Origin of the sequence: Pseudomonas sp. 5C2 (assembly GCF_034314155.1) — a bacterium.
GTDB lineage: Bacteria > Pseudomonadota > Gammaproteobacteria > Pseudomonadales > Pseudomonadaceae > Aquipseudomonas.
Map to the genome: position 1 here is coordinate 1,050,310 of NZ_JAVIWH010000002.1, position 13,612 is coordinate 1,063,921.

The 13,612-nt window shown below is 55.9% G+C and carries 7 protein-coding genes and 1 pseudogene; 4 read left to right on the top strand and 4 right to left on the bottom strand.

Annotated elements, in window-relative coordinates; all coding sequences use genetic code 11:
- Window positions 1-331 precede the first annotated feature (331 nt).
- The 3 genes from RGU44_RS05485 to glgB are packed head-to-tail and all read left to right on the top strand — an operon-like array spanning window position 332 to window position 7,926.
- Entirely contained in the window at window positions 332-2,362 is a 2,031-nt protein-coding gene (locus RGU44_RS05485) for an alpha-1,4-glucan--maltose-1-phosphate maltosyltransferase (RefSeq protein ID WP_322216032.1), read from the top strand.
- Window positions 2,363-2,374: 12 nt separating this feature from the next.
- Window positions 2,375-5,698 (top strand): maltose alpha-D-glucosyltransferase, encoded by a 3,324-nt coding sequence (gene treS / locus RGU44_RS05490; RefSeq protein WP_322216034.1) that lies wholly within the window; start codon window positions 2,375-2,377, stop codon window positions 5,696-5,698.
- Entirely contained in the window at window positions 5,698-7,926 is a 2,229-nt protein-coding gene (gene glgB / locus RGU44_RS05495; protein WP_322216036.1) for a 1,4-alpha-glucan branching protein GlgB, read from the top strand. Before treS ends, glgB begins: the two co-directional genes overlap by 1 nt.
- Window positions 7,927-7,968: 42 nt before the next feature.
- On the opposite strand, the gene RGU44_RS05500 is transcribed toward glgB, so the two are convergent.
- The 3 genes and pseudogenes from RGU44_RS05500 to RGU44_RS05510 all read right to left on the bottom strand — a co-directional run.
- Window positions 7,969-9,186, bottom strand: a complete 1,218-nt coding sequence (locus RGU44_RS05500; protein WP_322216038.1) for an MFS transporter — start codon at window positions 9,184-9,186, stop codon at window positions 7,969-7,971.
- Between the two features lie 154 nt (window positions 9,187-9,340).
- Window positions 9,341-10,930 carry an ABC-F family ATPase gene (locus RGU44_RS05505; protein WP_322216040.1) on the bottom strand — a complete coding sequence of 530 codons (1,590 nt, stop codon included), beginning with the start codon at window positions 10,928-10,930 and terminating at the stop codon, window positions 9,341-9,343.
- 20 nt (window positions 10,931-10,950) lie between these two features.
- Window positions 10,951-11,310, bottom strand: a pseudogene (locus tag RGU44_RS05510) (site-specific integrase); the annotation flags it as partial.
- A 557-nt stretch (window positions 11,311-11,867) separates the two neighbouring features.
- On the opposite strand from RGU44_RS05510, the gene lpxO reads away from it, so the two are divergent.
- A complete protein-coding gene (gene lpxO / locus RGU44_RS05515) occupies window positions 11,868-12,767 on the top strand; it encodes a lipid A hydroxylase LpxO (protein WP_322179395.1) in 900 nt (299 codons plus the stop codon).
- 366 nt (window positions 12,768-13,133) lie between these two features.
- Here the strand turns inward: lpxO and RGU44_RS05520 are convergent, their stop codons facing one another.
- Window positions 13,134-13,409, bottom strand: coding sequence for a peptidylprolyl isomerase (locus RGU44_RS05520; RefSeq protein ID WP_322179394.1), 276 nt, complete (start codon window positions 13,407-13,409; stop codon window positions 13,134-13,136).
- Window positions 13,410-13,612: the final 203 nt, after the last annotated feature.

The window sequence follows — 13,612 nt, forward strand, 5'->3', positions numbered from 1 at the left end:
GGTGTTTCCGCAGGGAAGGGGCTACTGATCCTCGTCCCGAATGCCAATTACTCCCGGACTGTTCCAGCGTTTGACAGGTTGTACCTTGGGGCTGTGCAAATCACTCGGGCTATTGCCAAAGCCCGGTCTAAGCTGTCACTCGCGGCTAAACCGTTTTGAACTTTTCCCACCTGGATGGGCTCGGAAACTAGGCGGGCCGATCCGGTGTGCCGTCGCTGGCAGTCGGCTGCTGAACACCTGTTTTGTTCAATGCTGGGTGTAAACATACAGTTCCTAAATGCACGGATTCTGCTGAAGAGCGTCTTTAAATGGGCGTGAGGAGTGATGCTCGATGAATGTGACCGCTGATCAGCCCTACGGCCCGGATTCTTTGGCCAGTGACGTTCCACACCCGACCCGACCTCTGTCTTTGACCCAGGCCCTGCAATTACCGCGGATCGTGATCGAAAACACGATGCCAGTGATTGAGGGCGGGTTATTTGCGGTAAAGGCAATCATCGGGCAACCGGTGAGTGTGACCAGCAAAGTATTCGCCGATGGGCACGACAAGCTGTCGGTGTTGATTCGTTGGCGTGCAGCCGATGAAGAGCATTGGCACAGTACTCACATGCAAGAGCTGGTCAATGACAGCTGGGAAGGCGAATTCACCCCGACGTCAGTCGCCCTTTACGTCTTCAGGCTCGAGGCCTGGATCGATCAGTTCGCCAGCTATCGCTATGAGTTGCGAAAAAAGCATGGCGCTGGGGTGCCGATCCATCTGGAGTTGGAGGAGGGTCGCGTTCATTTAGTCCAGGCCGCTGAACGCAGCCAGGCCGAACTGCGACAGCAAATCAGTGCAGTGATCGAGCGGTTTGGGCAGAGCGAGCCCGCGGCCCAGGTCGCGTTGCTGCTGCACAGTGAAACGGCGGCGCTGATGGCCCAGGCCGAGAATCATACCTACCTGAGCCGTAGCGTCGAATTCCCACTGGATGTGGAACGTGAACGGGCGCAGTTCGCCAGTTGGTATGAGTTGTTTCCGCGTTCGGTGACTGAAGATCCGACGCGCCACGGCACCTTCAATGACGTGCTGTTTCGTCTACCGATGATTCGAGACATGGGTTTCGATGTGCTGTATTTTCCGCCGATCCATCCTATCGGCCGCGCCCATCGCAAGGGGCCGAATAACTCGCTGCAAGCGGGGCCTGATGACCCGGGTAGCCCCTACGCCATCGGCAGCGCCGACGGTGGGCATGACGCGATTCACTCGGAACTGGGTAGCCGCGAGGACTTTCGCAATCTGGTGAAGACCGCTGCTGAGTATGGGCTTGAGGTTGCTCTGGATTTTGCCATCCAGTGCTCGCAGGATCATCCGTGGCTCAAGGAGCATCCGGGCTGGTTCTCCTGGCGCCCGGACGGCAGCATCCGTTACGCGGAAAACCCGCCAAAGAAATACCAGGACATCGTCAACGTCGACTTCTATGCCCCCGACGCGATCCCCAGTTTGTGGCTGGAGTTGCGTGACATCGTCCTGGGCTGGGTCGAGGAGGGCGTAAAAATCTTCCGCGTCGATAATCCGCACACCAAACCGCTGCCTTTCTGGCAGTGGATGATTGCGGATATTCGCAGCCAGTACCCTGAGGTGATGTTCCTCGCAGAAGCGTTCACCAAGCCAGCGATGATGGCGCGGCTGGGCAAGGTCGGGTATTCCCAGAGCTATACGTATTTCACCTGGCGCAACACCAAGTCCGAGTTGGCGGAGTATTTCACCCAGCTGAATCAGTTGCCGTGGCGAGATTGCTACCGGCCGAACTTCTTCGTGAACACGCCCGATATCAACCCGTTCTTCCTGCATGAGTCCGGCCGCGCAGGCTTCTTGATTCGTGCGGTGCTGGCAGCCATGGGCTCGGGCCTGTGGGGCATGTATTCCGGGTTTGAGTTATGCGAGGCAGCGCCGGTGCCTGGCAAGGAAGAGTACTTGGACTCGGAGAAATATCAGCTGCGGCCACGGGATTACAACGCGCCGGGCAACATCATTGCCGAAATTGCTCAACTCAATCGTATTCGTCGACAGAACCCTGCGCTGCAAACGCACTTGGGCCTGAAAATCTACAACGCCTGGAATGACAATATTTTGTATTTCGGCAAACGCAGCGCCGATGGCAGCAACTTTGTTCTGGTGGCTGTCAGCCTCGACCCGGTCAACGCCCAGGAAGCGCATTTTGAATTGCCGTTGTGGGAAATGGGTCTGCCTGACGACGTGGCAACTGCGGGTGAAGACCTGATGACGGGCCATCGCTGGACTTGGTATGGCAAAACGCAGTGGATGCGTATCGAGCCTTGGCATCAACCTTTCGGCATCTGGCGTATTCAGACCACGGATTAAAAGGAATCAACGATGGCAAAGAAACCCAGGCATGCAGCCTTCATCAATGACCCGCTGTGGTACAAGGACGCGGTCATCTATCAGGTTCATGTAAAGTCATTTTTTGATTCAAATAACGATGGGATCGGCGATTTCCCCGGCCTGATCGCCAAACTCGACTACATCGCCGAGCTTGGGGTCAATACTGTCTGGCTGCTGCCATTCTACCCTTCGCCACGCCGTGATGATGGCTATGACATTGCCGATTATCGAGGCGTACATGCCGATTACGGCACAATGTCCGATGCCAAGAAGTTTATCGCTGAGGCCCATGACCGTGGTCTGCGGGTGATCACTGAATTGGTCATTAATCACACCTCGGACCAGCACCCATGGTTCCAGAAAGCCCGTGCGGCCAAGCGTGGCTCCAAGGCACGGGATTTTTACGTGTGGTCGGACAGTGATCAGAAGTACGACGGCACCCGAATCATTTTTCTCGACACCGAAAAGTCCAACTGGACCTGGGACCCGGTTGCCGGCCAATACTTCTGGCACCGTTTTTATGCCCACCAGCCAGACCTCAACTTCGACAATCCGCATGTGATGGATGCGGTACTGCAAGTGATGCGCTACTGGCTGGACATGGGCATCGACGGCCTGCGTCTGGATGCGATCCCGTATCTGATCGAGCGCGACGGGACTAATAACGAAAACCTGCCCGAGACCCATAAGCTACTCAAGCGGATCCGTGCTGAAATCGACGCCAACTACCCTGACCGGATGCTGCTGGCCGAAGCCAATCAATGGCCGGAAGACACGCAGCTGTACTTCGGTGATACAAAAGGCAATGACGGCGATGAGTGCCACATGGCATTCCACTTCCCGCTGATGCCGCGTATGTACATGGCCGTGGCACAGGAAGACCGCTTTCCGATTACCGACATTCTGCGCCAGACGCCCGAAATTCCTGCGAACTGTCAGTGGGCAATTTTCCTGCGCAATCACGATGAGCTGACCCTGGAAATGGTCACTGATCGCGAGCGTGATTACTTGTGGAATTACTACGCCGCCGACCGCCGGGCCCGGATCAATCTGGGCATCCGTCGGCGTCTGGCGCCGTTGGTACAGCGTGATCGACGTCGCGTCGAGTTACTCAACAGCATGTTGCTGTCGATGCCCGGCACGCCGACGTTGTATTACGGTGACGAAATCGGCATGGGCGATAACATTTATCTGGGCGACCGCGATGGCGTGCGCACGCCGATGCAATGGTCCATTGACCGCAACGGCGGCTTTTCCCGTGCTGACCCGGCAAGCCTGGTGCTGCCGCCGATCATGGACCCGCTGTACGGGTATCAATCGGTCAATGTCGAGACCCAGAACAACGACCCGCATTCGCTGCTGAATTGGAATCGACGGATGTTGACGGTGCGTAAGCAGCAGAAAGCATTCGGCCGGGGCACCTTGAAAATGCTGTCGCCCACCAATCGGCGAATTCTGGCCTACACCCGTGAGTACACAGGGCCGGACGGCAAGACCGAAATCATTCTGTGTGTGGCCAACGTCTCCAGCGCGGCTCAGGCGGCGGAACTTGAGCTGTCGCCGTTTGCTGGCATGGTTCCGGTTGAGATGCTCGGTGGCAGCGCATTCCCACCTGTCGGCCAGCTTCCGTACCTGCTGACGTTGCCACCCTATGGCTTTTATTGGTTCCTGCTGGCGGCGGAAAACCAAATGCCGAGCTGGCATGTTGAACCAGTGAAAAGCATGCCGGACTTCCCGACCCTGGTGTTGAAAAAACGCCTCGAAGAACTACTGGACGAGCCGTTGCGCAGCACCATGGAGAAGACGTCGTTGACGCTTTATCTGCCTAAGCGCCGTTGGTTTGCGGGTAAGGACAAAGCCATCGATCAGGTGAGCATTATTTACGCAGTGCGCTTTGGCGACGCACAGCATCCGGTGTTATTGAGTGAAATTGAAGTCACTGCGGGCGATCATCAAGGTCGCTACCAACTGCCTTTCGGTCTATTGGCCGAAGATGACATCAGCAGCGCATTGCCTCAGCAGTTAGCGCTGGCTCGCGTACGGCGCGGCCGTCAAGTCGGCCTGATTACGGACGCTTTTACGCTGGAGACGTTCATTCGCGCGGTCATCCAGGGCATGCAGGCCAGGACGGTTCTGCCGTGCAGCGAAGGCGAGTTGCGCTTTGAGCACACCACAGCAATGGACAGCTTGGGGTTGCACAACGAATCCGAAGTACGTTACCTCTCGGCTGAGCAGTCGAATAGCTCCGTGGTGGTCGGTGGCAGCCTTGTCCTGAAAATGATCCGTCGTGTCAGTGCGGGCACTCACCCGGAACTGGAAATGGGCGCGTACCTGACTGCAGCCGGCTTTGGGTATATATCACCGCTGCTGGGTTCGGTCGTGCGTATCGATAAACAAGGGCAAAGCAATTTACTGATGATTGCTCAGGGTTATCTGAGCAATCAGGGTGATGCCTGGGAGTGGACCCAGAACAACCTTGAGCGGGCGGTGCGTGATGAGTTGTCCTACGGCCGTTCTGAGCAGGAACAGCATTACAACGCCTTGTTGGAACTCTCGGATTTCGCTGCCTTGTTGGGGCAACGTCTTGGCGAGATGCACCAAATACTGGCAGCGCCGACCGATAATCCGGATTTCGCCGCCGAACCCACCGGTGTCAAAGACAGTCAGCAATTGGGTAGCAGCGTGGTGGCTCAACTGGAGCGTGCCTTGCAGTTGCTCGAACAACACGCAGTCAGTCTTGAACCGGTCGACCAAGCCCTGGTCACTGAGCTGCTGAGCAAGCGCAAGCAGGTGATGGCTTACATTCAGACGCTGGCAAAACGTTCTGTGGGCGGCCTGCGTCTGCGCGTGCACGGTGATTTACACTTGGGGCAGGTACTGGTGGTAAAAGGTGATGCCTATTTGATTGACTTTGAGGGCGAACCCGCGCGTTCATTGACTGAGCGCCGAGCCAAATACAGTCCGTTCAAGGATGTCAGTGGTGTGTTGCGGTCATTCGATTACGCGGCGGCCATGGCGGTGCGCAATGCGCGAAGCGTGGACACCTCGGCTGAAGCCGCGACCGCTCGAGAACGCGTGGCGCAAACCTATTTGACCCAGGCTCGTCAGGCCTTTCTCGACGGTTATCGCCGGGCGACCACTGACCTGGCCCACGGCTGGAAAGATGCGAAGGGCGAAAGCGCCACGCTGGAATTATTTACCCTGGAAAAAACTGCCTATGAAGTTGTCTACGAAGCCGAGCACCGCCCCAGCTGGTTGGCCGTACCTTTGCAAGGCTTACGTGGGCTGCTGACCTTGTCTGATGGAGAATTATAATGAATGCACCTAAGGAAAACGGCAGGGGCATATCGGGATTGCTGCCCGGGGCCGCCGATATGGATGCGTTGATCCGCGCCGAACATCATGACCCATTCTCCATGCTTGGCCCCCGTGACGATGGTGCGGGCGGGCAGTTTATCCGTGCGTACCTGCCCGACGCGTTAAGTGTGAAAGTGCTGTCGCGTGAGGGTGAGCAGGAGCTGGGGACCCTTGAAATGAGCGAGGTGCCGGGTTTTTTCGCTGGACACTTTCCTCGCTCGCAGCCTTACTTATTGAAAATTAACTGGGCTGGCGGTGAGCAAATCACCGAAGACCCTTACAGCTTCGGCCCTTTGTTGGGCGAGATGGACCTGTATTTGTTCGCCGAAGGCAATCACCGGGACCTGAGCAGTTGCTTGGGGGCGCAGGTCAAGAGTGTCGACGGCATCGACGGTGTGCGCTTTTCTGTATGGGCACCCAATGCGCGGCGCGTGTCGGTGGTCGGCGGTTTCAATAATTGGGACGGTCGTCGTCATCCAATGCGCTTGCGTCACCCCGCAGGGGTTTGGGAAATATTCATTCCCCGGCTCAAGCCCGGCGAAGCGTACAAATATGAAATTCTGGGCGCCAATGGAATTCTGCCACTCAAGGCCGACCCTATGGCTTTGGCCACCCAATTGCCGCCAGACACGGCGTCGGTGGTGGCAGCACCGTTGCAATTCGACTGGCAAGACAATGGCTGGATGCAATCGCGGGGCGAGCGTCACGTGGCGAGCGCGCCATTGTCGATCTATGAGTTGCATGCGGGGTCCTGGCAGCTCGATCACAGCGATGAATTTGTTGTTCGTCAATACAACTGGCACGAACTGGGCGAGCGCCTTATTCCCTATATCAAGGAACTGGGCTTTACCCATATCGAACTGATGCCAATCATGGAGCATCCGTTTGGCGGCTCATGGGGTTATCAACCGCTTTCGCAGTTTGCCCCGACGGCTCGTTTCGGCTCGCCAGATGACTTTGCTGCTTTCGTCAACGCTTGCCACCAGGCCGATATCGGCGTGATTCTCGATTGGGTGCCCGCGCATTTCCCCACCGATGCTCACGGTTTGGCGCAATTCGATGGCACTGCGCTTTATGAGTACGGCAATCCGCAGGAAGGTTTCCACCAAGATTGGGACACGCTGATTTACAACCTGGGCCGCACAGAAGTGCATGGTTTTATGCTCGCGTCGGCATTGCATTGGCTCAAGCATTTCCATGTTGATGGCCTGCGTGTGGATGCGGTGGCCTCAATGCTTTACCGCGACTATTCACGCAAAGCGGGGGAATGGGTGCCCAATCGCCATGGCGGTCGAGAAAATCTCGAAGCCATTGATTTCTTGCGCCATCTCAACGACGTGGTAGTACTGGAGGTGCCCGGCGCGATGGTCATCGCCGAAGAATCCACTGCCTGGCCTGGCGTCAGCCAGAGCACGCAGCAAGGCGGTTTGGGCTTTTCCTATAAATGGAACATGGGCTGGATGCACGACACCCTGCATTACATGCAGCAGGACCCTATCCACCGCGCCCATCACCATGGGGAGCTGAGTTTCGGCCTGATCTATGCCTGGTCCGAGAAGTTCATCCTGCCGATTTCCCACGATGAAGTGGTGCACGGCAAGCATTCGCTCATTGATAAAATGCCTGGTGACCGTTGGCAGAAGTTCGCCAATTTGCGTGCTTATCTGGCGTTCATGTGGACGCATCCAGGCAAAAAGCTGTTGTTCATGGGCTGTGAGTTTGGCCAATGGCGCGAGTGGAACCACGACGAGCAACTGGATTGGTATTTGTTGCAGTACGCTGAACACATCGGCGTGAAGAAACTGGTGAGCGATCTCAACCGAATTTATCGTGAAGTACCGGCACTTCACGAACAGGATTGCGTGCCTCAGGGGTTTCAATGGGTCATCGGTGATGACGCGGCCAATAGCGTTTTTGCCTGGTTGCGCTGGAGCAAGGAGGGCGATCCGGTGTTGGTCGTCGCTAACCTGACGCCTGTGCCCCGTGAGAGGTATCGCATCGGTGTTCCGTTCGCCGGGTTGTGGACCGAGCTGCTAAACAGCGATGCGAGTACCTATGCGGGTTCTAACGTCGGCAATGGTGGCGGCGTGCAGACCGACGACAGTAAAAGCCATGGAATGCCGGCGTCATTGGCGCTGAACCTGCCGCCTTTGGGTGTGTTGATCCTGCGGCCAAAGCTGGATTGATGTTGCCGGGTGCTGCGGCTTGACGCGCCGCAGCGCTCATCCTCACTCTCCGTTCTCCACCATGCCATTGCGGCGAGACAGCAGTAGGGTCAGTGACAGGCCTGCCAACGACAGCACTGCTGCAACGAAGAAAATCCACGCATAACCCAGTCCCAGGGCAACGCCGCCCATGACCGGCCCGGCAATGGCCAGCGCCAGGTCGAAGAACACTGCATATGCACTCAAACCCGCGCCCCGACTGGCGGTCGGTACCTGTTTGATTGCCTCGACACCCAGCGCCGGGTAGACCAGCGACAGGCCGAAACCAGTCAGCCCTGCACCGATCAGAGCGACTGCGGTCGTGGGTGAGATCCACAGCAATGTCAGGCCGAGGGTTTCGATGGACATACAGGCCATGGCGGCATTGAAACCGCCAAATCGGTTGATCGCGTTGATGAAAACCAGTCGCGAGAGGATAAAACAAACGCCGAAGACCGTCAGACAATACGCCGCGCCGTGCCAGCCTCGGCTTAGGTAGAACAGCGTGATAAACGTGGTTAGGGTGCCGTAGCCAATGGAGGCCAGGGTCAGGCTCAGGCCGAATGGAGCCACCCGGCCAAACACCGACCAGAAGGGTAGGCGTTCACCATGGATCACGGGTACTGACGGTTTGTTGCGAATCAACACCAAGGCCAGCAACGAGACAATAGACAAGGCAACTCCCAGGCTGGCAAAGCCCAGGCTGTCGACCATCACCACACCGACCGGCGCGCCGATGGCGATAGCGCCGTACGACGCAATACCGTTCCAGGAAATCGCCCGCGCAGTGTGCCCCATACCGACTTGGCCGATGCACCAACTGATTGTGCCCACGCCGATCAGCCCTTGTGCCACGCCAAGAAACACACGGCCGATGATCAGTATCGTCAGGCTCACTATGGGCATGCTGTCGAGCAGTGTCGCTAGCAAGGTCAGCAGACCACTGACGGCAATGCCCGACAGACCATACACAATCGCGCGTTTGGTGCCGATGCTGTCTGCAACACGCCCAGCCAAGGGCCGACTGAGCAGCGTTGCCAGGTACTGTGAGCCGATGGTCCCCCCGGCGATGACCGTGCTGAAACCCAATTGATCGTGGACGTAACCTGGTATCACTGCGATTGGCAGGCCGATGCATAGGAAGGCAATGAAGGTATAGAACACGATGGAGACGATCTGCAGAGTGATCGACATGGAGCTGGATGATTGAGTCTGGAGGTGCGGAGGTTGTACGGCAGACATGGGGCTCGTTCGCTGGCAGGCGGGTGGAGAACGCCATCATCGCCTGAGCAGGGGATAAAAGGAAGCAGGCTAACGATTTTCTGATGCTCATGCTCACCAGAACGAAAAAGCCCCGTCACAGGGACAGGGCTTCTCTCACAGCGTTGACGCTAAATCAGAACACGACGCCTTGACTACGCAGGTAGTCATCGTAGGTGCCGCTGAAGTCGACAACACCGCTTGGGCTCAGCTCGATGATGCGAGTGGCTAGCGACGATACGAATTCACGGTCATGGCTGACGAAGATCAGCGTGCCAGGGTAGTTTTCCAGGGCCAGGTTCAGCGCCTCGATGGATTCCATGTCCAAGTGGTTGGTCGGTTCGTCCATGATCAGTACGTTCGGCTTTTGCAGGATCAGCTTGCCGAACAACATACGACCTTGTTCACCACCGGAAATCACTTTCACCGACTTGATGATATCGTCGGCGGAGAACAGCATGCGGCCCAGTGTGCCGCGAACTACTTGCTCGCCACCTTGGGTCCAGCGGCCCATCCATTCAAACAGATTGGCCTCATCTTCGAAGTCAGACGCGTGATCCTGAGCGTAGTAGCCCAGCTCGGCAGCGTCGGTCCACTTGACCGTACCGGCATCGGGCGACAGCTCATTGACCAGCGTGCGCAGCAGGGTGGTTTTACCGATACCGTTCGGGCCGATGATTGCTACGCGCTCGCCGGCTTCAACGGTGAAGCTGAAGTCCTTGAACAGAGGCTTGCCATCGAAACCTTTAGCCATGCGCTCAACAATGACCGCCTGACGGTGCAGTTTTTTGTTCTGTTCGAAACGAATGAACGGGCTGACCCGGCTTGAAGGTTTGACCTCGGCCAGATGGATCTTGTCGATCTGCTTGGCGCGGGAGCTGGCCTGCTTGGATTTCGAGGCGTTGGCCGAGAAGCGGCTGACGAACGATTGCAGTTCGTTGATCTGCGCTTTCTTCTTGGCGTTGTCCGACAGCAATTGCTCGCGGGACTGGGTCGCCACGGTCATGTATTCGTCATAGTTACCCGGGAACAGACGCAGTTCGCCGTAATCGAGGTCGGCCATGTGCGTGCAGACACTGTTCAGGAAGTGCCTATCGTGGGAAATGATGATCATGAGGCTGTTGCGCTGGGTCAGAATGTTTTCCAGCCAGCGGATGGTGTTGATGTCCAAGTGGTTGGTCGGTTCGTCGAGCAACAGCACTTCTGGATTTGAGAACAATGCCTGCGCCAGCAATACGCGCAGTTTCCAGCCCGGCGACACTTCGCTCATCGGACCGTTGTGTTGTTCGATACCGATACCCAGGCCCAGCAGCAGCTCGCCAGCGCGGGATTCGGCGGTGTAGCCGTCCATTTCAGCGAACTCGGTTTCCAGCTCAGCCACGGCCATGCCGTCAGCTTCGGTCATTTCCGGCAGCGAGTAGATGCGGTCGCGCTCGGCCTTGACCTTCCACAGCTCTTCGTGACCCATGATCACGGTATCGATCACGGTGAATTCTTCGTAGGCGAACTGGTCTTGGCGCAACTTGCCCAGACGTACGTTCGGCTCCAGCATCACCTGCCCACCCGAAGGCTCCAGATCATCGCCGAGGATCTTCATAAAGGTAGACTTGCCGCAACCGTTGGCACCGATAAGGCCATAACGGTTACCGCCGCTAAACTTGACCGAGACATTCTCGAACAAGGGTTTTGCGCCGAATTGCATGGTGATGTTAGCTGTGGAGATCAATTACCTTACCTTTCAATAGCTTAGGATTGACTGGTTTGCGCTGATACCGGTTTGATACCAATGTTGAGCTTTTCGAGCTCACTCCAGTCAGAGCTTGAGTTGATCCAGCGCGCATGGGTTGACAGCAACATTTGGACGCTGTGGCCAAGCTGCTGAGAGATGAATGCGGGATTCATGCCGGACATTGAGCATATTGTCGCATATGTGTGACGGCAGTTGTACGGAGGCCGGTAGCGGATTTTCAGCTCAGCCAACGTTGGCCTCCACTGTTTGTGGACGTCAGAGGTCTGTTTTACGTACTCGCTGTTCTTCGAAGGCGGGAAGACATACGGCGTCTCCTTGATTTCCTCCTTGCCGTTTTTTCGACGGTCGGCGTATTGCACTGACGAAATCAATGTTCTTCAGGCTACGCTAAGCAACGATCCAGATAAGGGGCTCACCTCTGTTCTCTGGGGAATTGAATTTATTGGAGAGCATGTATTTCTCATTGATTACTGCCTAGGCATTGCGGATTTTTGCACCTGTCGTAGTGGGGCTGACGAGATATTTCCACTGTGAGGTTGCAAGCGATCAGCGATATGAGAGCAGGCATGAGCGTACTCGCACGGGGGCTCTTAACCTCTCGTTGTACCTGATGATGCCCCATAGTCTTCGTATGCGGGGGGGCTGATCGTTAGCGTATGCGGTGTGATAGCTGCAAGTGGTGGCCATGACGTCTGCCATTTGAAACATTGAATGAGGCCTAGCATGGCTTTGTGACAAACAGGCTATGGCCTCTGCGACTTAAGTCTGAAGTAGTGGAAAGTCGTCGTCAGGGTGTTTTAATCTTGCGCATCCGCTGCGCCTGATGTGACACGCCCCGACCTTTTTTTGTTAATCGGGCTGGTAACTTGAGTGCACGCAGGACAGCGTATTCCCTGGATCTGTGACCACACCTGTGAAACCTATCATTATTGCTGTTTATGTGTTTTCGATTGCCTATGTACACTTGCGCGGCAACGTTCGGCACAAGCTGGGCCGTCAACTGAGCGACCATTCCAGCTTCCTGGCGCCGGTGAACTGCTTCCTTTACTTGTTTTCCAAGGTGCCCAGCAAACCCTACCTGCAAACGAGCGATTTCCCGGAGTTGCAGCCATTGCAGGACCATTGGGAAGAGATCAGAGAGGAAGCGCTTAACCTGTTGCGCGCTGGAGAAATCAAACGCTCCGAACAACCCAACGATGTGGGTTTCAACTCATTTTTTAAAACAGGCTGGAAGCGTTTTTACCTTAAGTGGTACGGCGATAATCATCCGTCGGCTATCGAATTGTGCCCTCGCACCATTGAGTTGCTCAACCGCATCGGCACGGTCAAGGCCGCGATGTTTGCAGAGCTTCCGCCCGGCTCGAAGCTGGTTCGCCATCGTGATCCCTATGCAGGCTCGGTGCGCTACCACTTGGGGCTGCAAACACCCAATGACCCCAAGTGCTACATCAGTGTTGATGGCCAGAACTATCATTGGTGTGACGGCGAGGGCGTAATGTTTGATGAAACCTTTATTCATTACGCCGAAAACGCCACTCAGCAAAACCGTATCATTCTGTTCTGTGATGTGGAACGGCCCATGAAGTATCGCTGGGCTGCAGCTTTTAACCGGTGGTTCAGCCGTACGGTTTTGGCTGCTGCCAGTTCGCCCAACGGCGCAGACGATAGAGTGGGTGGGCTGAACCGTGCATTTACCAAAATTTACAGCCTTCGTCAGCGTGGTAAAGCACTTAAAAGGCGCAATCGTACGCGCTACTACTTGGAAAAATGGGCGATCTTTGGTGGGTTGCTGACCTTGTTTTTATTGATTTAAGTCTTTGGCGGTAGACGTGGACCTTGAGCGCGGTGATTGATGCCGTGCTCAATCCCAATACCTTGGGCGCTTGTAGTGGTCAACTAATCCCGGACACGACGTTAAGTTTTTCTTCGGCCCGAGCTGGACCGCCACTGTAATATCGCTGCTGCCATCTGCCCACCTGGGTTGAATTGCCCAGATTGAAAACCACAGCCGTCTGCCGAAACGACAGCTTCTCACGCCACATGGGCTGAAGAACCGATAGCTTGAACTGCTTTGAATATTTGCCCATGAAAAAACACCCCAGAGATTGGATGGATGTCCAACTTTTGGGGCGCAGTTCATTTTGAGAGAGCGAAGGCGTCAGCTCTGGCGCAGCCCTTCTCAATCCCGATAAAATACTTGGACCAAGTGATAACCAAACTTACTCTTGACCGGCCCATGCACGACGCGCAGCGGCTTTTTGAAGATGATCTGATCGATGATGCCGACCATTTGTCCTGGGCGAACTTCACCCAGGTCTCCGCCGCGCTTGCCAGAAGGGCAGGTTGAGTATTTTTTGGCCAACACGTCGAACGCTTCGCCTTTGGCAATACGCTGCTTGAGTTGTTCGGCATCTTCGGCGGTTTTCACCAGAATATGGCGGGCGAGAGCTTTCATGTCGCGGGGCAGTCCTGGAAAAATCGGTGGCTATTATGCCTGTCCTTGGCGCCAATTGATCATTTCCTCAGACTTGTCCGTCAGAACACTTATATCGATTTGCGCCGGAAGCGTTATCAATTCAAGCTAGGGGCCATCAGACAGGTACCCAAGCTGCCTTAACTCCTGGCAAGCGTTCATTTACCCTATTTCGTGCGGATGCT

Coding starts and splice junctions, on each gene's coding strand:
- RGU44_RS05500 (WP_322216038.1), bottom strand. CDS start 9,186: ATGTCTGCCGTACAACCTCCGCACCTCCAGACTCAATCATCCAGCTCC.
- treS (WP_322216034.1), top strand. CDS start 2,375: ATGGCAAAGAAACCCAGGCATGCAGCCTTCATCAATGACCCGCTGTGG.
- glgB (WP_322216036.1), top strand. CDS start 5,698: ATGAATGCACCTAAGGAAAACGGCAGGGGCATATCGGGATTGCTGCCC.
- RGU44_RS05485 (WP_322216032.1), top strand. CDS start 332: ATGAATGTGACCGCTGATCAGCCCTACGGCCCGGATTCTTTGGCCAGT.
- RGU44_RS05520 (WP_322179394.1), bottom strand. CDS start 13,409: ATGAAAGCTCTCGCCCGCCATATTCTGGTGAAAACCGCCGAAGATGCC.